Origin of the sequence: Pusillimonas sp. (assembly GCF_044464525.1) — a bacterium.
Taxonomy (GTDB): Bacteria; Pseudomonadota; Gammaproteobacteria; order Burkholderiales; family Burkholderiaceae_B; genus Pusillimonas.
On sequence record NZ_JBIQLE010000002.1, the window covers coordinates 189394 to 211715 of the forward strand.

Genomic DNA, 22322 nt, shown 5'->3' on the forward strand with positions numbered 1-22322 from the left:
ATGCGCGAAGGATCCGGGCAGACCGTCAAAGTATTGACGGTGAACGTTCATAAAGGCTTCACGATATTCAACAGGCGCTTCATATTGAGCGAACTACGTGAGGCCATCCGCGGCACCGCCCCCGACGTCATCTTCCTTCAAGAAGTGCTGGGCGAAAACCACCGCCACGCGGCGCGGCTGCACGGTTGGCCCACCACTTCACATTATGAATACCTGGCCGACACCATCTGGACGGATTTCGCCTATGGGCGCAATGCCGTGTATCCGGCAGGCCACCATGGCAATGCGGTGCTGTCCAAATACCCCATCTCCGCCTACGAAAATCACGATGTCAGCGTCAACCGCCACGAGGCGCGCGGCATTCTGCATTGCGTGCTCGAGGCGCCTGACAACGGCTTGCGACTGCACGCGATATGCGTCCACTTGGGCCTGCGCGAGGCGCACCGGCGCCGGCAACTGCGCCGACTATGTGAATTGGTCCACAGCGACATTCCCGCCGACGAGCCGATTATCGTCGCGGGCGACTTCAATGACTGGCGTTTGAAGGCAGGCCGGCACCTGAGCAGTTGCGGGCTCGTGGACGTCTTCGCGCATGCGCACGGCCGCCCGATCCGAACGTTTCCGGCCCAGTGCCCCTTCCTGCGGCTCGATCGCATCTATGTGGGCAACATCTCCGGGCACCGGCCGGTGCCTATGGCGCGACGGCCATGGAACGGCTTGTCGGACCACTTGCCCCTGGTTGCGGAGGTGGACGTATGAACAGCCCGTGGCGCGACGGCAACGAATTCCTGCTTCTGGAAAACGGCGAGGCCTACTACCCAAAGGTGAACCAGGCCATCGCCGAAGCCCGATCTGAAGTTCTGATAGAAACCTTCATCCTGTTTGACGACAAGGTCGGGCGCGCGCTAAGGCAAACCATAATAGATGCAGCGAACCGCGGGGTGCAAGTAGACATCACTGTGGACGGCTATGGCTCGGACTCCTTGTCCGAAGAGTTCATACAGGGGCTGGCCGACGCGGGGGTGCGTCTGCATGTATTCGACCCCCGACCGCGTTTACTCGGGGTTCGCACCAACCTTTTCCGTCGCATGCATCGCAAGATAGTCGCCATTGACGGCCAACTGGCCTTCATTGGCGGCATCAATTTCTCGATCGACCATCTGCAGGAATTCGGCCCCATGGCCAAACAGGATTATGCCGTCGAAGTGCAAGGCCCTTTGGCAACGGATATCGCGAACTATGTGCGCGGGATGCTGAAAGCGGCGCACGTCGGCAGGCGGCGCTGGCGCCGGCCCGCAAAGCTGGCGCCGCCCACGGGCGATGCCAGCGGGCGCTTGATCGTGCGGGATAATGACACCAACCCCACCACCATAGAAAGCGCCTACCGCGTCGCCATACGAGGCGCGCAGACAGATGTGCTTATCGCCAACGCCTATTTTTTCCCAGGCTATCGCCTCCTGCGCGACCTCGTCGCGGCCGCGCGGCGAGGTGTACGGGTGCGGCTTATTCTGCAAGGCCAGCCGGATATGCGATTCGCCCAGAAAGCGTCGGAAATGCTGTACGACTACCTGGAGTCGGCCGGCGTCGTCATCTACGAGTATTGCGACCGGCCTTTGCACGGCAAAGTCGCGTGCATCGATCAACGTTGGGCCACCGTGGGCTCCAGCAACCTGGACCCGTTCAGCCTGGCCCTGAACCTCGAGGCCAATGTGGTCATACATGACCAGGAGTTCAACCGCGTGCTGCGCGACAATCTCGAGCAGCTCATCGAGCGGCACTGCCGGCGCATCGCCCAGCCCCGTGTCAAGCGCGGCTGGCTTCGCCGCCCTTGGACCAGTGTGCTGGTGTTTCATTTTCTGCGTCGCTTTCCAGCCTGGGCCGGAAGCCTGCCCGCCCACAAGCCGCGCCTCGAGACTGTGGGCGTCGATACTATCGCCGATGAGGGCACCCAGGAGCCGGCATGAATATCAGCTTTGCCAGAACACATTTGCGTCGCATCCCATGGCCGATAGTGACGCGTGTGCTGACCGGCATCATGGTCCTGGCGGTGATTGTGCTGTTATTCAATCTCGCACGCAGGTTGGACTGGGCCGCGGTGCTGGAATCGGCCGCAACCATCGGAACGCCGACTCTCGCCCTTGCAATGAGCATGGTCGTTCTGGCTCATCTGGTCTATACGACCTTCGACCTGCTGGCCAAGCGCTACGCAGGCACTCCTCTACCCTGGTGGAAGGTCATGGGTGTCTCGTCATTGAGTTACGCCATGAATCTCAACCTCGGAGTGCTCGTGGGGGGCGTGGCGATCCGGTTCCGCCTATATCACCGCCTGGGGGTGCGCGCGGCCATCGCCGGGAAAGTCGTCGCCTTCAGCACCTTGACGAATTGGATCGGCTACGGATGGCTGGCCGGCGTGCTGTTCATCATTGGCGCGATACCCCTGCCGGGAGCCTGGGACCTGGGCCGCGCCGCACTGCAGTTGGTTGGCCTTGCCATGCTGGCCGGCATAGGCCTTTATCTGGGCCTGTGCGCCTTCTCGCGCCGCCGCTCATGGAGGATACGCCGCCATCGCATAGAGCTTCCTCCCATAAGACTGGCGGTGGCGCAATGCATCCTTGCAGGCATTTCCTGGTCATTGATGGGCGGCATCATCTACATCCTGCTTGGGCAACAAGTGCAATACACGGCCGTGCTGGGTATTTTGCTGTTTTGCAGCATCGCCGCCGTCATTGCCCACATTCCGGGGGGCCTTGGCGTGACCGAGGCAATTTTCGTTGGAGCGCTCGCAGGTTCGATGCCCGCTCATGAAGTATTGGCGGGCGTATTGACCTACCGCGTTCTGTATTGTGTTGTTCCGCTGGCATTGGCCTTGCCTGCGTACCTGATCACTGAAGCCCGCCTAAGGGGAAGGACACCTAAAGCAACCGAACCCGAGGCAAGGGCGGCAACCACCCCTGAGCCCCAGGCCGCCGCGCGGCCATAAAGCAAATAGGCACACAAATTGCTACTTTCTGCACGATATAAATACTGCAAAGAGGCCTATATATGGCTCGCGTCATCTGGAAAGGCGCCATCACATTCGGCCTGGTCCATGTTCCCATCGTGCTGCATGCGGCGACCCGCGTCACGCGCCTGGATTTTGACTGGATAGACAGGCGGGACAACGCGCCCGTTGGTTACCAACGCATCAACAAGCACACCGGCAAGCCCATTGATGCAGAGCACATCGTAAAAGGCTATGAATACGAAAAAGGCGACTATGTCTTTTTAAGCGACGAGGATTTCAAGCGGGCAAAGCCGGGCGCGACCCAGTCCATCGACGTGCTGAGCTTCGTACCCGCCTCTGAAGTGCCCCTCTATTACTTCGATACGCCCTACTACCTGGCTCCGGACAAGCGGGGAGCCAAGGGCTATGCCTTGTTTCGCGAAGTTCTGCGTAAAAGCGGCTTGCTGGCGCTGGCCTCGGTCGTACTTCACTCGCGGCAATACTTGGCCGCCATGCTTCCGCTGGACGAAGTATTGATGTTGGTCACCATGCGTTATGCCGACGAAATCCGCGATGCCGGCGAGTTGGACATCCCTCAAGGTAAAGATCACGCGCCAAACGCCAAGGAAATGCAGATGGCCACCCGCTTGCTCGAAGATATGACGCAAGCTTGGGACCCGGATCAATACCGCGACGAATATCGGGATGACCTTATGGCCATGATCGAAGAAAAGATCGAGTCCGGCAAAACTCATGTGGTGGACGAAGCTGATGAAGCGCCTCGACGCAAGACCGGCAAGGTCATCGACTTAATGTCTATGCTGCAGCGCAGCATAGACGAACGCACGGGCTCGTCGCAGAAGTCGTCCAAATCGGCCAAGAAGGCGGCGACAACCACCGCCTCTGCACGCAAAGCCACAAAATCGACAGCGAAAAAGACATCCGCCAAGAAAGCGGCTCGTTCTTCCGGGAAAGCAGCTTCCGGCCAAGCACGGACCAAAAGTGCTTGAACCATCAAGGCCGGTGGCCGGTCCGGCCGGGTTAGTTTGGTTCCAATTCCAGCGAGGTGGTTTTGTTGAAGAATCCTTTGCAAACATATCAACGGAAACGCGACTTTGACGTTACAGCCGAGCCACGCGGTCGCACACCCAAAAAGCCCAGGCAACGCGCTGCCCAGTACGTCATACAGCGCCATGAAGCACGCCGCCTGCACTATGACTTTCGCCTGGAGGTCAACGGAGTGCTGGTAAGCTGGGCTGTGCCCAAAGGACCGTCGCTAGACTCCACCGTCAAGCGCCTGGCCGTGCATGTGGAAGACCATCCGCTGGAATATGGATCATTCGAAGGAGACATACCAGAAGGCCAATACGGAGCCGGCCACGTCGACATCTGGGACAGCGGCAACTGGACGCCGGAATCCGATCCGGCGCAAGCGCTCGCCAAGGGCCACCTGAAATTCAACCTGGACGGGGGTTTGCAAGGCCAATGGCTGCTGGTGCGCACAAACAAAGAAGCTAACCAATGGCTATTGCGCAAGCTGGACGACGAGCATGCCGCGCCCGGTCACGATGCCGAGCGGGACGGCTTGCCCGGCAGCTCGTCTCCCAGTCGTGGCAACAGCCAAGGCAAGACCTCCGGCAGGGGCGCGAACAAGAGCGCCCCACTCGACGTCGACGACCGGCCGAAACGACGGGCGGCCAAGCCGCGAGCCACCGCAATGCCGTCTTTTATTTCTCCGCAATTGGCCACGCTTGTCGATCGGCCTCCGGCCGGCGGGGGCTGGTCCTACGAAGTCAAGTATGACGGATATCGCATACTGTGCTGCCTGGAAAACGGCAAGGCCAGCCTGTTAAGCCGCAACGGCAAGAGCTGGAACGTCCGCATGAAAAACCTTGCGGAAGAGTTATCCAATCTTGCCTTGGGCAATGGCTGGATCGATGGAGAGGTCGTCTGCTTCGACGATAAGGGCATCAGCGACTTCCAGACCCTGCAGCAGGCGCTCGACGGCGGCTCGAACGAGCTCGTTTATGTCGCTTTCGATCTGCCTTACTGGAACGGCATCGATCTGCGCGCTTTCCCTCTGGCGGAACGGCAACAACGGCTTGCCGAGTTGCTCGAACCGCTGCCCGCCGATGCCCCCATCATGCTCACGCAAACGCTGGACGTTTCAAGTGACACGGAAGGCGAATCCGCCTGGACCGAAGCCTGCCGACTGAGCCTCGAAGGACTGATTTGCAAAAAGAAAGACTCTCTCTATGCCGAAGGCCGCAGCACCACGTGGCTGAAGCTTAAATGCAGACCTCAACAAGAATTCGTGGTGGGTGGCTATACAGAGCCGTCGGGCTCCCGATCATATTTGGGCGCATTATTGGTGGGCCTGCGCGACGGCGAACGCTTGAAGTTCACAGGCAGGGTCGGAACGGGCTTCAAGCAAAAGTCTCTCGAGCTTTTGCACAACCGGCTTAAGGCGCTGCATCGCAAAACCAGCCCATTTTCAACGTCCACTGAAGGCCGAGGACGTTATGGAAGAAGCGGCGGCGCCATCCAATGGGTAACCCCAAAGCTGATCGTCGAAGTTGAGTACGGCGGCTGGACGCAGGAGGGCTTGCTGCGGCAAGCCTCGTTCCAAGGCTTGAGAGAGGATAAGCCGGCTTCGGCCATCACCGGAGAAACGGCCACCCCGCTGGATGCCATAGAAGCCGACGAGCCTGCTGATAAAGGCCGCACACGCACAAGGCACAAGCGGCAAGATGCAGCGCCCAGCACCGGACCGACCCGTCTGGGCGAAGTAAAAATCACCAATCCTGATCGCATCGTCTATGCCAAGCCTGATCGCAGCAAGCTCGACGTGCTTGAATACTATGCGTCGGCGGCAGAGTGGATGCTGCCTCATCTTGAAAACAGGCGTATAGCGCTCTTGCGATGCCCGCGCGGTACGAACAGCACTTGCTTCTTTCAGAAGCACCTGCACGGAACTCCGCCTGAAGGCGTGGAGCTGGATGACGAAGAGATTGTCGTTCAGAACGAAAGAGGCCTGCTCGAACTTGCACAAATGGGGGTCATCGAATTTCACACCTGGGGCTCGTCTCTGCCCCGCCTCGAAAAGCCTGATCGCATCACGCTTGACCTCGACCCGGACCCGGACATTCCATGGGCGGACGTGGTCATCGCCGCCCGCCTGGTCCAGCGTTTGATGGAAGACGCTGGGCTGGTCCCCTATTTGAAAACCACCGGCGGCAAGGGCCTGCACCTGGTTGCGCCCATCAAGGCTGCCCACTCATGGGACACCGTAAAGGATTTTTCTCGCGCCATGGCCGCCTACCTGGCCCGTGAAGCACCTGGTCAATTCACAGCCAGCGTCTCGAAGGCGCGCCGCAAAGGGGTGGTCTTCGTCGATTATTTACGCAACGGAAGGGGCGCCACCGCCATCGCGGCGTTTTCTGCCAGGGCGCGGGAAGGCGCACCGGTGTCCATGCCGGTGGCGTGGGAGGAATTGGACACGCAGCATGATTTGCGCGGCGCGCGGTTCAATATCGCAAATGCGCTGGAGTATCGGCAAGAACAAGGAGGCGATCCCTGGCAAGGCTATGCCTCGTCTCGCAAGCCGTTGCGCTTGGCTTTCCGCAAAGAACTGACCCGTTAAAGCCCCCCGGCCATATTGATGTTTTGCAGGCCGGGGGTTTTGCCGCGCTTGTTTTTCAGTCGGGCCCTTTAACCCGCGTGTTTTTCAGTCGGGGCCCTTGCCGCCTTACTTCCTGTTTTTGCCGGTGTCCATGTTGCCAGGATCCTTGGCGTCTTCGTCTGATATCCCCGGAGGCAACAGGTTCCAGTCGGCGCCCATACGATTCGGATCGGCCGGGCGGTTTCCCACCGTTCGCTTTTGCGGTTCCTGCGCGCTGGCCTCATGCCGCTCTGGTTTGCCGAGGCTATCCGGCTTGCGCATCGATTCCGGCGACCCTCCGGGGTTCCTATCTTGCGAAGGCCCCGGATAGGCGCCTCCTTCCTCGTACTCCGGCCCCTGCGGATTGGGCCGCTTGCTGTCATGCGCCCGAGCCGGCTCAGGTTCACCGTAAGCCGGCTCTTCGCTACCCCAACGTCCGCTTTTTCGCGTCGCGTTATCTTCGTCGAAATGCTCGTCCGAAGCGGGCTTGTCCTGCGGGCGTTTGCTACCCGGGCCCGGGTCATCGGTTCGCTGATTTGAGCTCATTGCCTATCTCCGAGAATGGCCGGAAGACAGGCATTTCCCCATCAACAAGCCGATGACGCCGGCGACGCAGACGGCCGTCCAGGCGTGCTTGTGGACGCATTCGTCGGTAGCGCGTGAAACCGCGTGATAGCTCTCTTTGAGGCTCTGCCTATAACTGCCCGCTTCTTTGCGGGCAAGTTCAAGCTGAACTTTAAGGCGGTCGCGAGCCGCCTCGATTTCGGCGCCGCTGTAGGCGGCTGTGGAGCGTAGCAGGTCGTCGGCGCTGCTGATCAGATCTTTTATGTTGGAAGCGACTTCGTCACGCTTCTCAGACACGTCGTCGCGTAGAGAATTACGGGCCATGATTACTCCTTGTATCGCCATATGGCGTCCCGAATGGACGCCAACGATCTTTAAGCAAGCAAGCCGTGTGCCGACTCTGGGAAACCTCTTGTTAGTCCCATTCAGCGGGCAGATGGTCTATTCCCGGAGTCTGCTGCGGGTCGACCCCCGGCAACGGGTTGGGAATGCTGTCCGGCGGCATCCGCCTTCGAGGGCTCTCGTCGCTGCCCTCGTTCTGCTCAGGGTTTGGGTTGGGATTTTTTCCAGGTTCCCGTTCGGACCGAAGGGCGCTTGAAAGCATGTGGTTCTGCATTTATGGCTCTCCTACTCGTAATTCAGGCAGCAGCAACCCGCCTGCTCGGGCCTGCCGCAGGCACTGGGTATCAGTATTAGTTACGAACCCAGCAACCTTCGTACCGACGCCGGCCAACCACGGAACGATTGCCTCTTTGTGGCAAGAGGATGGCCGCGCAGCTAAACGAGTTCGCGTTGATGCGGCGCCTCGAAATCCATGAGAGGACCCGCCGGCACCACACCTGTCGGATTAATCTGGGTATGACTACGATAATAATGAGCTTTAATATGCCGCATGTCCACCGTGTCGGCCACCCCCGGATACTGGTACAGCTCGCGTGTGTATCCCCACAGCGCCGGGAAATCGACGAGGCGCTTCAAATTGCACTTGAAGTGTCCATGGTAAACCGGGTCGAAGCGCAGCAGCGTCGTAAATAGCCTCCAATCGGCCTCGGTAAGCGTTGCGCCGGCAAGATAGCGTTGCTTCAGCAGCCGGCGCTCGACTTTTTCAAGCGCATCGAACAGTTCGCCTACCGCTTGTTCGTACGCTTCCTGAGTCGTGGCAAAACCGGCGCGGTACACGCCGTTGTTGATATTGGGATAAACAAGGGCATTCATCTCGTCGATTTCGGCACGCAGTTCGACGGGGTAGTAATCACCGGCAGCCGCGCCCACGCCATCGAAGGCGCTGTTAAGCATGCGAATAATTTCGGACGACTCATTGTTGACAATGGTGCGTCGCTGCTTGTCCCACAGCACGGGCACGGTGACGCGTCCGGTATACCCTGGTTGCGCCAGGGTGTACAGCTGATGGAGGTAACTGGCGTGATTGACGTGGTCGGGCACAACGCCCTCTTCGGGGTCGAATGTCCAGCCGTGGAGGGCCATGAGGGGGTTCACCGTTGAAACGGTGATCATCGAATCAAGTTGCTTGATGGCTCGGAAAATCAGTGTGCGGTGCGCCCACGGGCAGGCCAGGGAAACATAAAGGTGATAGCGCCCCGCCTCGGCCTGGAACCCCCCTTCGCCCGAAGGGCCGGCCGAGCCGTCCGGCGTGATCCAGTTGCGAAATTGTGTTTCAGTGCGAACAAAGCGTCCGCCGGTACTTTTCGTGTCATACCATTGGTCGGTCCACTGACCGTCTATAAGTAAACCCATGGAATCACCTTCTTTTTCAGGGGGTATCGAAGCTGGAGAGCTCCTCGAGTATGGGACAGTCGGGACGATCATCACCATGACAGCAGTTGGCCAGAACCTGCAATTGGTCGCGGATGGACTGCAGCTTCGCAATATCGTGGTCCAGCTCTGTAATGTACTGGTGAGCCAGCCGTTTCACGTCATGGCTTTTGCGTTCCCTGTCCTTCCAAAGCCCGATAAGCGTACGAATGCGATCCAGAGAAAAACCCAGATCGCGCGCGCGGCGTATGAATCGCAGTGTTTGCACATCGGCCTCGCCATAAAGACGATAACCCGCCGCAGAACGCTCTGCGGCGGGCATAAGCCCAACGCTTTCGTAATAGCGTATCATTTTTGCCGTAACGCCCGAGGCGTCAGCGGCTTCGCCTATATTCTTCATCCGGCTTCCTCCCGTAGCGCGCGGGCGCAACGCCGCACTCCTCCAACACCTTACCACGACGGGAAGCTTAGAGAATTGAACAGTTGTTAAGGCCAAGACTCCCACGTATGTAGATTGGATGGATGCCGGAAACTTTTGATTTCAAGCCCTATTTTCGTATATAAAGCTGAATGTAAGCTGCCGATTTCACCGGCGGCGATATAAGCCGGCAAAACAGCACGCCGCCGGCGACGAATCTCCCACAGGAAGAGACATGAGAAAAATAACCCTGATACTGGCATTGGCCGGCCTGGGCGCGCTGGCTGCATGCCAGACGCCGTCAAATTCGCATGGCCGCTCAAGCAATTCCGAATTCAACTGTATCGCCGGCACGGTGGGCGGCGCGGTCGTTGGCGGCCTGCTGGGCAGCACCATTGGCGGCGGCACCGGCCGTACGGCTGCCACCGCCGTGGGCATAGGCGCAGGCGGCTATATCGGAAACCGGATGGGGTGCAAATAATGAAGAACATCGCGATCAAACCGCTGCTTACCGCCGCTTTCGGCCTAACACTGGCGCTCGCAGGCGCAGTCCACGCGCAGGCGCCGTCCGGGCCGCAAGCCGAGCTTACCCCCGAACACTTCGCCAAGCTTGACCGCAACGGCGACGGCGGCATCAGCCGAGAAGAGTACGAACAGTTCATGCGCGAATCATTTCAGAAACTGGACACCGACGGCAACCAGCGCCTAAGCAGGGCCGAAGCCGGCGCCGTCCTGACGCCCGAGCAATTCGACGCGGTTGATGCGAATAACGACGGCGAATTGACCCTGGACGAGTTCATCGCACACACAATGCGCGACTTCGACCGCCACGATTACGACGGCGACGGCATGCTGCGGCAGTAAGCCGCGTCGTCCAAACGCGTACGGCCGGCAACAAAACGGGTGGTCCTGCAGCAGGATACGGCCGGCCAAACGCTACACCGGAGTACCTCCATGAACCGCAAGAAAGCCTCCGATTTCCACCCCGACGTCCTGAAACTGTTCGACCAATACGTGCACGGCGCCCTCGATCGCCGGGCGTTTCTACAAAAAGCGGCGCGCTATGCCGTCGGCGGCCTCACTGCCGCGGCCTTGCTCGACAGCCTCAAACCCAATTTTGCGTGGGCAGTGCAGGTGCCCGAGTCGGATGAGCGCATCGCCATCAGCCGCGAAAAGTTTTCTTCGCCCAAGGGCAACGGAACGATAGAGGGCTATCTGGCCCTGCCCGCCCAGGGCGACGGCAAGCTCCCCGCCGTGGTGGTGTACCACGAAAATCGGGGCCTCAACCCCTATATCGAGGATGTTGCGCGCCGTCTGGCAGTGGAAGGCTATGTCGCATTCGCGCCCGATGCCCTTACCCCATTGGGCGGCTACCCCAATGATGAAGACCAGGCTCGCGCCATGTTCGCCAAGCTGGATCAAGCCAAGACGCACGAAGACCTTTTTGCGGCTGTCGATCATGTGCAAGCGCATCCGCGCTATGGCGGTCGGTACGGCGCAGTGGGTTTCTGCTATGGCGGCGGGGTGGTCGGAAAATTAGCCGCGCGACGCGCCGACCTGGACGCCGCAGTGCCTTTTTATGGCCCTCAGCCCAGCGCCGACGAGGCCGCCCGTATCCAGGCGCCGTTACTGATCCATTATGCCGAGCACGACGAACGCGTCAATGCCGGCTGGCCGGCGTTCGAAGAAACCTTGAAAGCCAACAAGGTCGAATACCAGGCCCATTTCTATCCCGGAACCCAGCATGGCTTTCACAACGACACTACGCCACGCTACGACGAAGAGGCTGCCGAACTGGCATGGCGGCGCACACTGGAATTCTTCAAACAACACTTGAAGGGATGATGCGCGGGTGAACCAGTGTGTTGTCCAGCTTGCGCTTGACCGCAACGGCCACGGGCGTTGATCCGCGCTTCAGGATATCTGTTCTATGGCGGGGTTTGGCGCCCCCGTCCAGCTCAGGCGATACGCTTGTGCACGGCGAACATTGCCGACCAGCGCCGGCCGGAAACAAGCCACATTCGTGCCTGGCTGATGGCGCACGCTGGGATACACCACGCCCAGCGAGCCGTCATCAAGCAGCCGCTGCGCCAACTCTTGGGAAGCCACATAGCTGGCCGGGTCAAGGCACTCTGAAAATTCGGGCGCATCGCGCAGGTCGTGGAACTGGGCGCTAAAGTCGGCCAGCAAAGCCTGATAACTGACGCTGTCTTGGAAATAATCGATTTCGGCGTATTCAACGGTTTTATGGAAAACGATTTCGGCCAATGCGGTCTGTACGTCGAACGCACAATACCAGGCGCCCCGCTGCCCCGAATTGAAACGGCTTCCTTCGGGCCGCGGATACGTGAACGCGGCGTTCACGATGCGGAAATTAGGCACGCCAAAGACAAGCTCGTCTATGCCTATGCCGGCCAAGCCGCCCTGCTCGGCCCTTAGCCTTTGATTGGTGGCGTTATCCAGTGTAAAAAGATCGGCCAGATGCTCGACGCTTTCAGACAGCGGCGCCAGTACAGAGTCTTCTTGATCAACAAAGCGCGAAGGCAGAAGGCGGTACGTATCCAGTTGGCGCACCAGCGAGATGGGCGGCAACGAAGACATGGGCTCAAATGCCGCCACGCCGCGCGTCGAGCAATTGCCTGACGGCCTGCATGCTGATAAGCCCGCCCTCTAGCATGCAGGCCAACGGCGTGCGACCGCCAAACAGCACGTTGCGGTTGGGCAAATGCACCCATTTATCGGCCAGGTCGTCGCCATACAGGATATGCAAAGACTTATAGATGCCGAGCAGGTACGAAATGCGCGTGAGACGGTCGACCTCAAGTACGCGCCGGGGCTTTTTCTTCCATTCGTAGTACGAACTGCTGGAGACCCCGCCCAACAGAACGCAGGCGTCTTCGTCGCGCAGGTTCCAGGCTTGGGCAAGTTTGAAAAACCCTTTTAGCGCGGACGCCGAAAGACGTTCGCGTACCGGCCGCGCGTTCAGGTCGACGACCGGGGCCGGTTCGAAACGACTGAAAGGATAGGCGTAGGCAAGGGACATAATTTACTCCAGTTACGGCTAGTTTAATATCCATAACTGGAAATGTCCAGTATTTCAGCTACTTATTGCCCGAGTATCGGGTATATGCGCACGCCGACTTGGCCCCTGAAGGCAGGAACCCGCGCGAGCGCGCAACGCCGAGTATCTTGCGGTTCTAAAGAATCTCGTCCACCGCTTCGATGGGGCGGCACAGCCGCGTGCCCTTCTCGGTAACGACGAAAGGCCTATTCATCAGTATCGGGTTTTCCGCCATGGCGTCCAGCAATTGCTCTTCCGAGGCCTTTTCCAGCGCCCGCTCGGTGTACAGCGCCTCTTTGGCGCGAATCGCTTCGCGCGGGGAAAGCCCGGCATCGCTGATCAGCTTGGCCAGTTCGTCTCGGCTGGGCGGAGTCTTCAGATACTCGATAATCTCAGGCTCACGCCCATGGTCGCGCAGGCGCTGAAGCGTATTGCGCGAGGTGCTGCACCGAGGGTTGTGGTAAATGGTGGTCATTGCCTATGTACTCCGTCTGAAAATCACTGCAAAGTATTGCATTGATTCTATACGAGGCGGCATCTTGCTTTTTGAGGCAACGCTGTAATACCCTACTTCACTTGTATGAGCTTCAACTATCCAAGCTTCAAATAAATCCACCGGAGACAACGAATGCAGTTGACGCTGTTGATCGAACTGGCCCTCAATGGGCTGCAGTTCGGCCTGATGCTGTTCCTGCTGGCCGCGGGTCTTACACTCGTGTTCGGCATCATGGATTTCATCAACCTGGCCCACGGCTCGCTTTACATGCTGGGGGCTTATTTTGCCGCTTCGTTCGTGATGGCCACCGATTCATTCTGGCTGGGGCTGGTGCTGGCGGTGGCGGCCACCATGGTGGCCGGCGTCATTCTCGAAATGCTGGTCTTCAGGCGCCTTTATCAGCGCAATCACATGTCTCAGGTGCTGGCCACCTTCGCGCTCATCCTCATTTTCAATGAAGGAGCACGCATGATCTGGGGCGAGCAGCCGCTACGCTTGAATACACCCGAGGTGCTTTCGCAGCCAGTGCAAATATTGCCCGGCTTCTACTATTCCTCCTTCCGGCTGTTCATCATCTTCACGGGTCTTGCCGTGGCAGCGGCCTTGTACGTGCTGGTCACCAAGACGCGGCTTGGCATGCGGGTACGCGCCGGGGCTTCAAACCGCGAGATGGCCACCGCCATGGGGGTCAACATCAAAACCATCTTCACGCTGCTTTTCGCCTTCGGCGCTGCCTTGTGCGCCATCGCGGGCGCCCTGCTGGGCACCATACTTTCGGTGCAGGTGGGTATGGGGGAAAGCATACTGATACTGGCTTTCGTCGTCATTGTGGTGGGCGGCATAGGCTCGATACGCGGTGCTCTGATCGGGTCGCTGCTGGTGGGCTGCGTCGACACGGTCAGCCGCACGCTGCTGCCCTCCTTGCTGCACGCGATCATGCCGGCGGCGGTGGCTTCCAGTCTGGGGCCGGCACTGGCTTCGATCCTGATCTACCTGTTCATGGCCGGGGTGCTGTTCTTCAAGCCCGAAGGCCTGTTTCCCGCCCGCAGCTAAGGAGGCCCGCATGCACAGCACTTTGCATCATCGTCTTTCGGGCCCCTGGATCGTCGCCTTGCTAATCCTGCTGGCGGCATTTCCACCCGTCGCCGCGCTGTTCGGCCAAGAGTTCTACATCAGCTTCGGTTCACGCCTGATCATCTTCGCGCTGGTCGCGTCCAGCCTGAACCTCATCCTGGGCTTCGGCGGCATGGTCAGCCTGGGCCACGCAGCCTATTTCGGCGCAGGAGCCTACGTCGTGGCCATACTGATGTATCACGATCTGGCCTCGGCCTGGCTCAGTTGGCCGGCCGCGGTGTTGCTGGGCGCGGCGCTGGCCTTTCTGATAGGGCTCGTCTGCCTGCGAACCAAAGGGGTCTATTTCATTATGATCACCCTTGCCTTCGCGCAAATGACATACTACATATTCGTGTCGCTTCGCAGCTATGGCGGCGATGACGGCCTGGCCCTGATGCAACGTTCCACCCTTGGCGTCGACCTGTCTTCCGACACGGTTTTCTATTACGTTTGCCTGGCCCTGACCGCACTGGTGCTGTTTTTCATGCACCGCCTCATCAATGCGCGCTTCGGCCGCGTGCTCCAAGGCATTCGCGAGAATGAAACGCGCATGCAGGCCATCGGCTATCCCGTCTTTCGCTACAAGCTCGCCGCATTTGTCATCGCGGGCGCCATCGCCGCCCTCGCAGGCGCCCTCTTCGCCAACCAGAATTACATGGCAAGCCCCAGCCAATTGCACTGGATGCAATCGGGCACATTGATGGTCATGGTTCTGGTCGGCGGCTTGGGTTATTTCTTCGGCGGCGTCATCGGGGCAGTCACCTTGTTGCTTCTTGAAGAAATCCTCATGGCCTATACCACCCACTGGGCGTTTTACCTGGGCTTCATCCTTCTGGCCATCGTGCTCTTCCTGCCCAACGGGCTGGCCAGCCTGGCCCTGCGCCGCGCGGCCGGCGCCGGCGGAGGCAAGCCATGACGACACCCATGCTCGAGCTGCGCAGCCTGGTCCGCCGCTACGGCGGCATTATCGCCACCGACCACCTCAATCTTGCCATCACCGAGGGCGAAACCCACGCCATCATCGGCCCCAACGGCGCGGGCAAGACCACCCTCATCCACCAGATATCCGGGGGGCTCACTCCCGACGAAGGCAGCATCCTGTTCCAAGGCCAGGACATCACCGCTATGCCGATGGACCAACGGGTGCACTTGGGGCTGGCGCGCTCTTATCAGATAACCAACATATTTCGCCAGTGCACGGTCCTGGATAACCTCGCCCTGGCCGTCCAGGCGCGGCATGGTTCCAGCATGCGTTTCTGGCGGCCGACGGTTAGCGAATCGCAACTTTTCAACGAAGCCCGCTCCTTGGCCGAGAAAATCGGCCTGGAGCAGCTTCTGGATGCCCAGGCCGGCAATCTGGCCCACGGCGAACAACGCCTGCTCGAAGTCGGGTTGGCGCTGGCCACGCGCCCGCGCATGCTTTTGCTGGACGAGCCCATGGCGGGAATGGGGCCTAAAGAGTCGCGCAGCCTGCTGCCGCTCATCCAGTCGCTAAGCGACGAGCTTGCCGTGGTGCTGGTCGAACACGACATGGAGACCGTGTTCCAGCTTGCCGATCGCATTTCAGTACTGGTGGCCGGTCGCGTCATCGCCACCGGAACCCCCGAGGAAATCCGCCACAACGCCGAGGTGCGCAAAGCCTATCTGGGCGACGAGGTAAGCACATGAAGCCATTGCTCGAAGTACAAGCCATTGAAACCGCGTACGGCAGCAGCCAGATACTGTTCGGCATCGACCTGGCCATCGAGGCGGGCCAGACGGCCACCCTGCTGGGACGCAACGGCATGGGCAAGACAACCACCGTGCGCTCGGTGCTGGGGCTGACGCGTATCCGGGGCGGCAACATACATTTCGATGGCCACGACGTCGGACGCTGGAACGCCGACCGCATCGCCCGCCTGGGGGTTGCCGTGGTGCCCGAGGGTCGCCATATCTTCCCCAACCTGTCTGTGCGCGAGAACCTTGTCGCATTCGCCTGCAATCGCAGTGGCACGGCACAGCCCTGGACGCTCGAGCGCATCTTTGAACTGTTCCCGCGCCTGCGCGAGCGCACCGGCAATATGGGCAATCAGCTCTCGGGGGGCGAGCAACAAATGCTGGCCATAGGGCGCGCCCTCATGACCAACCCTAAACTGCTTATCCTTGATGAAGCCACCGAAGGGCTCGCCCCGCTCATCCGCGAAGAAATCTGGCAATGCCTCGCGCAGCTGCGTGCCATGGGGCAGACCACCTTGGTTATCGATAAATATGTGCAACGGCTGATTGAGCTGGCCGACCAGCACACCATCATCGAGCGGGGCCAGGTTGTATGGAGCGGAAGCTCTGAAAGCCTGCGGCAGTCGCCGGATATCTGGGAGCGCTACGTCGGGGTGTAGGCTTTGCCGGCGTTTACCAACGCCTCTGCGTCCGGCGACTCTGGTTTCCCGCGCCGGAATTTCACAGGCTATCGCTGCAGCGTTTGCAAGGGCGTGCATCCGTAGCGCTCGCGGTAGCGGGTACAGAAACGTCCCAAATGGGTGAAGCCCCAGCGCAGCGCCACATCGGTAACCCGCACGCCCGGCGAGGCTGTCAAAAGCTCGGCATGGGCGCGTTCCATACGCTGCTCGCGCGCATAGGCCATCGGCGACAGGCCGTACTGATCTTTGAAGGCTGCACACAGGCTGCGAACGCTGGACCCGCTTGCCTGGGCGATACGGCCCAGATCAAGCGGCTCTTGAAGGTGAGCCCGTATGTATTCCTCGGCCAGGCGCACATTGCGCCTGGCAGTACCGGAACGTCTTTGGAGCAGTTCGGAGTAGTTATGGCGCTGGCACAGCAGCAGATGCTGGATGAGGGTTTCTTCTTGCGCCTCGACCCATTTGGACGGCGGCGTCTGGCCCGGCGCCTGGAACCAGCTAAGCAAGGCTCCGATCTGATGCTGCCATGAGCGGCCTTGCGGAGTGTCGAGCGCGAACTGCGGACAGAATTCGACAGGCTGTTCGATTCTGGCCCCGAGCAGATTGCTGCAAGATGCCTCGATGCGTTCGCGCGGCACTTTCAACAGCAGTTGCTCGCAGCCCTCGCTCCAGTCGAGCCGCAGCGGCAATGTGGGAGAGATCAGCGCGCCCGTGCGCGAGTCGGCTGCCACGACCGAATCGCCGACGGTGATGCGGGCTGTGCCCTCGAGCGGAACCTGGAACAGCAGGAAACGCCGCAGTTCGCCCGGGGCGATGTGCACCGCCGCGCCATAGCGCAACAAGAAAAGCGACACCTCGCCCAATTTCAAATGGCGCAGGAACGAATCGACCTTTCCGGAGCGCCAGACGAGGTCGTGCTCTTTGAGCGCCCCCGTGGTGGCCAGTTTGGCCTCTTGGGGGTCGCTCGAGGCAAACAGTGGCGATGCCTTGTATAGCGGGGTCAAGCCCTTTTTAAACCATGGTTCCATCGTACGTCCCTCGGCAGCGGATGACGGAGATAGGCAAATGTTGCACGAGCTGGCTCAAAATTGCCAGAAAAGGATAGCCGCTCCCGGCCATCCCCAACATCATATAGGGAAGCTCTGCATACCGGTACCACGATCCGGGTCCAAGCTTGCGTAGTACAACTTTATAAAAAAACGGAGACAACGCATATGAAACCCACCTCTTTCAAGCTGGGCCTGCTCGCCGCCGCCATGTGTGCGGCCGCGCTAAGCCTTTCGCCCGCCCACGCCGCCGACTCGATCAAAGTGGGCTTCCTGTCCACGCTTTCCGGTCCGGGCGGCGCCCTGGGCATCGACATTCGCGACGGATTCCAGCTTGCGCTCAAGCATGCGGGCGGCAAGCTGGGCGATCTCGAAACCGAAGTCGTCGTGGTAGACGACCAGCAAAAGGCCGACGTTGGCCGCCAGGCCACCGACCGCCTCCTCAAGCGCGATCGCGTCGATGTCATGACCGGCATGGTGTTTTCCAACGTGCTGCTGCCTTTGATGCCCAGCATTCTTGCCAGCGACACCGTTTATATTTCCACCAATACCGGCCCGGCCGACTATGCCGGCAAAGATTGCAACCAGAACTTCTTCGTCGTCTCGTGGCAGAACGAAGACATTCCCGCCGCCATGGGCCAGTACGTTACCGAGCAAAAACACGATAGCGTCTTCCTGATCGCCCCCAACTATCCGGGCGGGCGCGAATCCATCGGCGGCTTCAAGCGTCTTTACAAGGGCAAAATCGCCGACGAAGTCTACGTCAAGCTGGGCCAGCTCGATTATTCAGCCGAACTCGCCCAGGCCCGGGCCTCGGGCGCCGATTCCGTGTTCTTCTTCCTGCCGGGCGGCATGGGCATCAGCTTCATCAAGCAGCTTGAAAGCTCGGGGCTGTCCAAAAACATGAAGATCTACATGCCCGGCTTCTCTGGCGACCAAGACACCATCAAGGCCGTGGGCGACCCCATGCTGGGCACCTTCAACTCGTCGCAATGGTCGCCCGACCTTGACAACCCGCAAAACCAGAAATTTGTCGCCGACTTCGAAAAAGAGTACGGCCGCATCCCCACGCTTTATGCCTCTCAGGGCTACGACGCCGCCATGCTGCTCGACGCGGCCGTGCGCGACGTCAAGGGCAATATCGAAGACAAGGACGCCTTCCGCCAGGCACTGCGTGCTGCGAACTTCAAGTCTGTACGTGGCGACTTCAAGTTCAACACCAACCAGTATCCCATCCAAGACTACTACCTGCGTGAAGTCGTCAAAGACGATCAGGGACGCATCACCAACAAGGTCGTCAGCACCATCCTGGAGGACTATCACGACCCCTTTGCCGCCGAATGCAAGATGGGGCAGTCATAGGCAGATATAAGCAGGAGCAACATCATGTCGTACAGCAACGAAAGCATCGCCGAACTCATCCGCCCTGACAGCGTGCATAAATCGGTCTACACCGACCCCGAGCTGTTCAAGCTGGAAATGGACCGCATCTACGGCCATGCATGGGTCTACGTCGGTCATGAAAGCCAGGTTCCGAACGTCGGCGACTACCACACCACCCTTGTCGGTGACCAGAACGTCATCATGGTGCGGGGTACCGACAACAAGGTTCACGTGCTTTACAACCGATGTCCGCACAAAGGCTCCATGCTGGTTGGGTGCGAAGACGGCAATGTCGGCAAGTTTTTCCGTTGCCCCTACCACGCCTGGACATTCAAGCTCGATGGCAGTCACTTGGCCGCGCCCATCCGGCGCGGCTTCGAGGGCACGGCATTTGACCCCGCCTCTCCCGAGTTCTCGATGCGGCCGTTGGCCCGCGTCGAGAGCTACCGAGGCTTCGTATTTGCCAGCCAGGCCGCCGAAGGCCCGCCGCTGCTCGACTTCCTGGGCGGAGTGCGATCGTCCATCGATAATCTCTGTGATCGCTCTCCCGAAGGCGAAGTCGAGGTGGCCGGCGGCTCGTTCAAGGTCATGCAGCCATCCAACTGGAAGGTGTTCTACGAGAACCTGCACGACACCATGCACGCCAATGTCACGCATGAGTCCTCGTACACCTCGGCGCGCAAACAGGCCGAGTCCTTCGACAAGATGCCGCTCGAGCTGCACATCATGGACGGCAACGGCGAGCCCTACGACTTCTGGGAGAAACTCTCGCTGGTGGCCTTCGACTACGGCCACGGATACATGGAGGGCATCTTCAACCCCGGCGCCATCGAAGCTGATCCGGTCATGCGCTCGCATTTTGAAACCCTGGCCGAAGCCTACGGGCGCGAGCGCGCCCTGGCCATTCTTGGCGAGAACCGCCACAACACCATCATCTATGGCAGCGGCTCGCCGCACACGGTTTTCCAGCAGTTTCGCGTTATCCGACCCATTGCGGTAGACCGCACCATGGTAGAGATTCAGGTCTTCAAGCTAAAAGGGGCGCCCGAAGCGATCTTCAAGCGCGGCCTGATGTACGCCAACCTGATCAACTCGCCTTCTTCCAATGTGATGCCCGACGACCTTGAACTGTATGGACGCTGCCAGCAGGGCAACTCCACACACGGCGGAGACTGGGTCAGCCAGCACCGCTACGCCGGCACCGACAAGCCCATCGAAGGAGGCATGACCTCTATCAACGGCACCAGCGAGCTACCCATGCGCAACCAGTTCAAAGCCTGGAAGCAATACATGTTGGGCCAGATCTAAACGGCCCGCACAGCAGCAAGGAGTTTCCCATCATGTTATTTGACATTGATTTTGACGTATCCACGAGCGAGAAAAAAGACGTCACCGTCCCGCTGGAAACGTATCACCGCATACAGCAATTCATTTACCACGAAGCTCGCCTGCTCGACGAGCGTCAATGGCAGCCCTGGCTCGATCTATGGACAGAAGACGGCATGTACTGGATTCCCCAGCAACACGACCAGTCCAGCCCCTTCGACCACATCTCGCTGTGCTGGGACAACGGCATGCTGCGCGAGCTGCGCTTTCGCACCCTCGACAACCCGCGCAATTGGGCGCAACAACCCATTACCCATGCCACCCGGGTTGTCAGCAACGTCATGGTCGACGGCGCCGACCCCGACGGCTGCCTCATTGTCCGCTCGGCCTTCCACATGGCCGACTGGCGCAAAGGCCCCATGCGTCATATGGCTGGGTCGTACATCCACAAGCTGGTTGCCCATGATGACAGCTGGCGCATCAAGCTCAAGCAGGTAAATCTGGTCAATTGCAGCGACGTGCAAAACGCAATTCAAGTCTACATATGACCCAGCCCCCATTTGGCGACACCGCACTGGTCGCCCTGCACTACCAGAACGACGTTCTGCATCCCGAGGGCAAGATACGCGTCGGGTTGGCGGCCGACAGCCCGCAGCGCAGCCGTTTGGTGAACGCCGCCCAGGCCTTGCTGGATCGGGCGCGGGCCCGGCGCATGCCCATCGTCCATGTCAGGGTAGCCTACCGCCCAGATGGCGCCGACATCATCTTCAACGCGCCGATCTTTCGCAATGTGGCGGCAATCGGAGCAGTGCAAGACGGTTCGTGGGGCGCCGAGTTCTATACCAGCCTGGCGCCCATCATGGACAACGAGCGCGAATTCGTCGTCAAGCATTCCCGCATCAATGCCTTTTTCGGTTCGCAGCTGGAAGAGGTCTTGCGGGCCTTGGGCGTTTCTCGCCTGCTCGTGGCAGGAGTCGCCACGCATTCCGTGGTTGAAAGCACCGTGCGCCACGCGGTGGACATGGGCTTCGAAGTAGACGTTGTCGCCAACGCATGCTCTGCCGCCGATATGGACGTGCACCGCGCCTCGCTGCACAGCATGAGCCTTATCGCTCAAATCCTGGACGCCGAAGATCTGGAACAGAACTACCCGCCGGCATGATGCCGCCCTGGCCCGTTTCGGTTCCTGACAAGCACACTACATCGCATCTTCATGACAGCCTATAGCCCACTCGTTGACCTGACCGGAAAATCCGCCATCGTTACCGGCAGCACGCAAGGCCTTGGCGCCGACATCGCAAGGGTGCTGGCTGGCTGCGGCGCTTCTGTCACCATAGTGGGCCGCAACGCCGACAAGGGCCAGGAACTGGCCGCCGCACTCTGTGAACAAGGCGCCCGCGCCCTGTATTGTCCCACCGACATACAGCAAGACAACGAGATCGACAGCTGCATCCAGCAGACACTCGACGCTTTCGGGCGCCTGGACATCCTCGTCAACAACGCCTGCATCTACGAAGACGCCGGCCTGGATTCCACCCGCGAACAATGGCACCACACGCTGGGCGTGAACCTGGTTTCAGCCGCCATCTTCGCGCAGAAGGCCTGCGCGCACATGAAGCCTGGCAGCGTCATTGTCAATCTGGGCAGCACCGGCGGCAAATTCGGCGCTGCGGGGCGCGCCTTGTACCCGGCCTCCAAGGCAGCCATGCTGCAGTTCACCAAAAACCTGGCCGTCACCCTTGCGCCCGAAGGCATTCGCGCCGTGGCGGTGTCGCCCGCCTGGACATGGTCTCCTGCCGTCGAACGGCTTAGTCAAGGGTCGCGTGCCGATGCCGACCGGGTCGCAGCAGCCCTCCATCCTTTGGGGCGGGTCGGCGACGGCGCCGAAGTCGGCAACGCTGTGGCCTTCCTCGCCAGCGAAGCCGCATCCTGGATTACCGGCGTCGACATCCCGGTGGACGGCGGGTATTCCATTCTGGGGCCCGACCAGGGAGACTCGCCACGCCAATGGTTCGAGCGTATTCTTAAAGAATAGCCGGACATACGGAGGGTGCTCCATGGGTACTATAAACACCTACGACGTGCCAAAGTCGGATCGTCAT

Annotated in this window: 26 protein-coding genes; 17 read left to right on the top strand and 9 right to left on the bottom strand. The window is 59.9% G+C overall.

Features of this window, described 5'->3' with window-relative positions:
* The 5 genes from ACIY1O_RS02115 to ligD all read left to right on the top strand — a co-directional run bounded on the left by ACIY1O_RS02115 (position 1) and on the right by ligD (position 6626).
* Positions 1-759 (top strand): endonuclease/exonuclease/phosphatase family protein, encoded by a 759-nt coding sequence (locus ACIY1O_RS02115; protein WP_397473418.1) that lies wholly within the window; start codon positions 1-3, stop codon positions 757-759.
* Entirely contained in the window at positions 756-1964 is a 1209-nt protein-coding gene (clsB, locus tag ACIY1O_RS02120; protein ID WP_397473419.1) for a cardiolipin synthase ClsB, read from the top strand. The genes ACIY1O_RS02115 and clsB overlap by 4 nt, the downstream gene beginning before the upstream one ends.
* Positions 1961-2980: a lysylphosphatidylglycerol synthase domain-containing protein gene (locus ACIY1O_RS02125; protein ID WP_397473420.1), complete on the top strand. Its 1020-nt coding sequence runs from the start codon at positions 1961-1963 to the stop codon at positions 2978-2980. Before clsB ends, ACIY1O_RS02125 begins: the two co-directional genes overlap by 4 nt.
* 62 nt (positions 2981-3042) lie before the next feature.
* Positions 3043-3993: a non-homologous end joining protein Ku gene (gene ku, locus ACIY1O_RS02130; RefSeq protein ID WP_397473421.1), complete on the top strand. Its 951-nt coding sequence runs from the start codon at positions 3043-3045 to the stop codon at positions 3991-3993.
* 77 nt (positions 3994-4070) lie between these two features.
* Positions 4071-6626, top strand: coding sequence for a DNA ligase D (ligD, locus tag ACIY1O_RS02135; protein ID WP_397473422.1), 2556 nt, complete (start codon positions 4071-4073; stop codon positions 6624-6626).
* 105 nt (positions 6627-6731) lie between these two features.
* On the opposite strand, the gene ACIY1O_RS02140 is transcribed toward ligD, so the two are convergent.
* The 5 genes from ACIY1O_RS02140 to cueR all read right to left on the bottom strand — a co-directional run bounded on the left by ACIY1O_RS02140 (position 6732) and on the right by cueR (position 9381).
* The gene (locus tag ACIY1O_RS02140) at positions 6732-7190 is read right to left on the bottom strand and encodes a hypothetical protein (RefSeq protein WP_397473423.1); all 459 of its coding nucleotides are present in this window, start codon (positions 7188-7190) and stop codon (positions 6732-6734) included.
* 3 nt (positions 7191-7193) lie between these two features.
* Positions 7194-7532, bottom strand: coding sequence for an ElaB/YgaM/YqjD family protein (locus tag ACIY1O_RS02145; protein ID WP_397473424.1), 339 nt, complete (start codon positions 7530-7532; stop codon positions 7194-7196).
* A gap of 91 nt (positions 7533-7623) precedes the next feature.
* Complete coding sequence (locus ACIY1O_RS02150; protein WP_397473425.1) at positions 7624-7824, bottom strand: hypothetical protein; 201 nt, start codon at positions 7822-7824, stop codon at positions 7624-7626.
* Positions 7825-7985: 161 nt separating this feature from the next.
* Complete coding sequence (locus ACIY1O_RS02155) at positions 7986-8963, bottom strand: glutathione S-transferase family protein (protein WP_397473426.1); 978 nt, start codon at positions 8961-8963, stop codon at positions 7986-7988.
* 16 nt (positions 8964-8979) lie between these two features.
* Complete coding sequence (gene cueR / locus ACIY1O_RS02160) at positions 8980-9381, bottom strand: Cu(I)-responsive transcriptional regulator (RefSeq protein WP_397473427.1); 402 nt, start codon at positions 9379-9381, stop codon at positions 8980-8982.
* A 253-nt stretch (positions 9382-9634) separates the two neighbouring features.
* Here cueR and ACIY1O_RS02165 point away from each other — a divergent pair, with 253 nt between their 5' ends.
* The 3 genes from ACIY1O_RS02165 (at position 9635) to ACIY1O_RS02175 (ending at position 11244) form a co-directional block, all read left to right on the top strand.
* Positions 9635-9880 carry a glycine zipper 2TM domain-containing protein gene (locus ACIY1O_RS02165; protein WP_397473428.1) on the top strand — a complete coding sequence of 82 codons (246 nt, stop codon included), beginning with the start codon at positions 9635-9637 and terminating at the stop codon, positions 9878-9880.
* Complete coding sequence (locus tag ACIY1O_RS02170) at positions 9880-10263, top strand: EF-hand domain-containing protein (protein ID WP_397473429.1); 384 nt, start codon at positions 9880-9882, stop codon at positions 10261-10263. Before ACIY1O_RS02165 ends, ACIY1O_RS02170 begins: the two co-directional genes overlap by 1 nt.
* Before the next feature lie 90 nt (positions 10264-10353).
* Positions 10354-11244, top strand: a complete 891-nt coding sequence (locus ACIY1O_RS02175) for a dienelactone hydrolase family protein (RefSeq protein ID WP_397473430.1) — start codon at positions 10354-10356, stop codon at positions 11242-11244.
* A gap of 69 nt (positions 11245-11313) precedes the next feature.
* Here ACIY1O_RS02175 and ACIY1O_RS02180 read toward each other — a convergent pair whose 3' ends face one another.
* The 3 genes from ACIY1O_RS02180 to arsC all read right to left on the bottom strand — a co-directional run bounded on the left by ACIY1O_RS02180 (position 11314) and on the right by arsC (position 12935).
* Positions 11314-12000: an RES family NAD+ phosphorylase gene (locus tag ACIY1O_RS02180; protein ID WP_397473431.1), complete on the bottom strand. Its 687-nt coding sequence runs from the start codon at positions 11998-12000 to the stop codon at positions 11314-11316.
* 4 nt (positions 12001-12004) lie between these two features.
* Entirely contained in the window at positions 12005-12442 is a 438-nt protein-coding gene (locus ACIY1O_RS02185; RefSeq protein ID WP_397473432.1) for an MbcA/ParS/Xre antitoxin family protein, read from the bottom strand.
* A 154-nt stretch (positions 12443-12596) separates the two neighbouring features.
* Positions 12597-12935, bottom strand: a complete 339-nt coding sequence (gene arsC, locus ACIY1O_RS02190; protein WP_397473433.1) for an arsenate reductase (glutaredoxin) — start codon at positions 12933-12935, stop codon at positions 12597-12599.
* Between the two features lie 153 nt (positions 12936-13088).
* Here arsC and ACIY1O_RS02195 point away from each other — a divergent pair, with 153 nt between their 5' ends.
* Genes ACIY1O_RS02195 through ACIY1O_RS02210 form a run of 4 tightly spaced genes read left to right on the top strand, consistent with a single transcriptional unit; the run spans position 13089 to position 16444 of the window.
* Positions 13089-14009, top strand: a complete 921-nt coding sequence (locus tag ACIY1O_RS02195) for a branched-chain amino acid ABC transporter permease (protein WP_397473434.1) — start codon at positions 13089-13091, stop codon at positions 14007-14009.
* A 10-nt stretch (positions 14010-14019) separates the two neighbouring features.
* A complete protein-coding gene (locus ACIY1O_RS02200) occupies positions 14020-14985 on the top strand; it encodes a branched-chain amino acid ABC transporter permease (RefSeq protein WP_397473435.1) in 966 nt (321 codons plus the stop codon).
* The gene (locus ACIY1O_RS02205) at positions 14982-15737 is read left to right on the top strand and encodes an ABC transporter ATP-binding protein (RefSeq protein ID WP_397473436.1); all 756 of its coding nucleotides are present in this window, start codon (positions 14982-14984) and stop codon (positions 15735-15737) included. Before ACIY1O_RS02200 ends, ACIY1O_RS02205 begins: the two co-directional genes overlap by 4 nt.
* Positions 15734-16444 (top strand): ABC transporter ATP-binding protein, encoded by a 711-nt coding sequence (locus ACIY1O_RS02210; RefSeq protein WP_397473437.1) that lies wholly within the window; start codon positions 15734-15736, stop codon positions 16442-16444. Before ACIY1O_RS02205 ends, ACIY1O_RS02210 begins: the two co-directional genes overlap by 4 nt.
* A gap of 68 nt (positions 16445-16512) precedes the next feature.
* On the opposite strand, the gene ACIY1O_RS02215 is transcribed toward ACIY1O_RS02210, so the two are convergent.
* Positions 16513-17493: an AraC family transcriptional regulator gene (locus ACIY1O_RS02215; RefSeq protein WP_397473438.1), complete on the bottom strand. Its 981-nt coding sequence runs from the start codon at positions 17491-17493 to the stop codon at positions 16513-16515.
* A gap of 186 nt (positions 17494-17679) precedes the next feature.
* Here ACIY1O_RS02215 and ACIY1O_RS02220 point away from each other — a divergent pair, with 186 nt between their 5' ends.
* Genes ACIY1O_RS02220 through ACIY1O_RS02240 form a run of 5 tightly spaced genes read left to right on the top strand, consistent with a single transcriptional unit; the run spans position 17680 to position 22255 of the window.
* Entirely contained in the window at positions 17680-18873 is a 1194-nt protein-coding gene (locus ACIY1O_RS02220; protein WP_397473439.1) for an ABC transporter substrate-binding protein, read from the top strand.
* A 24-nt stretch (positions 18874-18897) separates the two neighbouring features.
* On the top strand, positions 18898-20202 hold the full coding sequence (locus ACIY1O_RS02225) for an aromatic ring-hydroxylating dioxygenase subunit alpha (RefSeq protein ID WP_397473440.1): 1305 nt from the start codon (positions 18898-18900) through the stop codon (positions 20200-20202).
* A 32-nt stretch (positions 20203-20234) separates the two neighbouring features.
* Complete coding sequence (locus tag ACIY1O_RS02230) at positions 20235-20768, top strand: aromatic-ring-hydroxylating dioxygenase subunit beta (protein ID WP_397473441.1); 534 nt, start codon at positions 20235-20237, stop codon at positions 20766-20768.
* A complete protein-coding gene (locus tag ACIY1O_RS02235) occupies positions 20765-21382 on the top strand; it encodes a cysteine hydrolase family protein (RefSeq protein ID WP_397473442.1) in 618 nt (205 codons plus the stop codon). The genes ACIY1O_RS02230 and ACIY1O_RS02235 overlap by 4 nt, the downstream gene beginning before the upstream one ends.
* A gap of 51 nt (positions 21383-21433) precedes the next feature.
* A complete protein-coding gene (locus ACIY1O_RS02240) occupies positions 21434-22255 on the top strand; it encodes an SDR family oxidoreductase (RefSeq protein ID WP_397473443.1) in 822 nt (273 codons plus the stop codon).
* The last annotated feature ends 67 nt before the right edge of the window (positions 22256-22322 follow it).

Coding starts and splice junctions, on each gene's coding strand:
- ACIY1O_RS02215 (WP_397473438.1), bottom strand. CDS start 17,493: ATGGAACCATGGTTTAAAAAGGGCTTGACCCCGCTATACAAGGCATCG.
- ACIY1O_RS02170 (WP_397473429.1), top strand. CDS start 9,880: ATGAAGAACATCGCGATCAAACCGCTGCTTACCGCCGCTTTCGGCCTA.
- cueR (WP_397473427.1), bottom strand. CDS start 9,381: ATGAAGAATATAGGCGAAGCCGCTGACGCCTCGGGCGTTACGGCAAAA.
- ACIY1O_RS02240 (WP_397473443.1), top strand. CDS start 21,434: ATGACAGCCTATAGCCCACTCGTTGACCTGACCGGAAAATCCGCCATC.
- ACIY1O_RS02115 (WP_397473418.1), top strand. CDS start 1: ATGCGCGAAGGATCCGGGCAGACCGTCAAAGTATTGACGGTGAACGTT.
- ACIY1O_RS02150 (WP_397473425.1), bottom strand. CDS start 7,824: ATGCAGAACCACATGCTTTCAAGCGCCCTTCGGTCCGAACGGGAACCT.
- ACIY1O_RS02210 (WP_397473437.1), top strand. CDS start 15,734: ATGAAGCCATTGCTCGAAGTACAAGCCATTGAAACCGCGTACGGCAGC.
- ACIY1O_RS02230 (WP_397473441.1), top strand. CDS start 20,235: ATGTTATTTGACATTGATTTTGACGTATCCACGAGCGAGAAAAAAGAC.
- ACIY1O_RS02125 (WP_397473420.1), top strand. CDS start 1,961: ATGAATATCAGCTTTGCCAGAACACATTTGCGTCGCATCCCATGGCCG.
- ACIY1O_RS02175 (WP_397473430.1), top strand. CDS start 10,354: ATGAACCGCAAGAAAGCCTCCGATTTCCACCCCGACGTCCTGAAACTG.
- ku (WP_397473421.1), top strand. CDS start 3,043: ATGGCTCGCGTCATCTGGAAAGGCGCCATCACATTCGGCCTGGTCCAT.
- ACIY1O_RS02155 (WP_397473426.1), bottom strand. CDS start 8,963: ATGGGTTTACTTATAGACGGTCAGTGGACCGACCAATGGTATGACACG.
- ACIY1O_RS02185 (WP_397473432.1), bottom strand. CDS start 12,442: ATGTCCCTTGCCTACGCCTATCCTTTCAGTCGTTTCGAACCGGCCCCG.
- ACIY1O_RS02145 (WP_397473424.1), bottom strand. CDS start 7,532: ATGGCCCGTAATTCTCTACGCGACGACGTGTCTGAGAAGCGTGACGAA.
- ACIY1O_RS02180 (WP_397473431.1), bottom strand. CDS start 12,000: ATGTCTTCGTTGCCGCCCATCTCGCTGGTGCGCCAACTGGATACGTAC.
- ACIY1O_RS02140 (WP_397473423.1), bottom strand. CDS start 7,190: ATGAGCTCAAATCAGCGAACCGATGACCCGGGCCCGGGTAGCAAACGC.
- clsB (WP_397473419.1), top strand. CDS start 756: ATGAACAGCCCGTGGCGCGACGGCAACGAATTCCTGCTTCTGGAAAAC.
- ACIY1O_RS02195 (WP_397473434.1), top strand. CDS start 13,089: ATGCAGTTGACGCTGTTGATCGAACTGGCCCTCAATGGGCTGCAGTTC.
- ACIY1O_RS02225 (WP_397473440.1), top strand. CDS start 18,898: ATGTCGTACAGCAACGAAAGCATCGCCGAACTCATCCGCCCTGACAGC.
- ACIY1O_RS02165 (WP_397473428.1), top strand. CDS start 9,635: ATGAGAAAAATAACCCTGATACTGGCATTGGCCGGCCTGGGCGCGCTG.
- ACIY1O_RS02235 (WP_397473442.1), top strand. CDS start 20,765: ATGACCCAGCCCCCATTTGGCGACACCGCACTGGTCGCCCTGCACTAC.
- ACIY1O_RS02220 (WP_397473439.1), top strand. CDS start 17,680: ATGAAACCCACCTCTTTCAAGCTGGGCCTGCTCGCCGCCGCCATGTGT.
- ACIY1O_RS02200 (WP_397473435.1), top strand. CDS start 14,020: ATGCACAGCACTTTGCATCATCGTCTTTCGGGCCCCTGGATCGTCGCC.
- ACIY1O_RS02205 (WP_397473436.1), top strand. CDS start 14,982: ATGACGACACCCATGCTCGAGCTGCGCAGCCTGGTCCGCCGCTACGGC.
- arsC (WP_397473433.1), bottom strand. CDS start 12,935: ATGACCACCATTTACCACAACCCTCGGTGCAGCACCTCGCGCAATACG.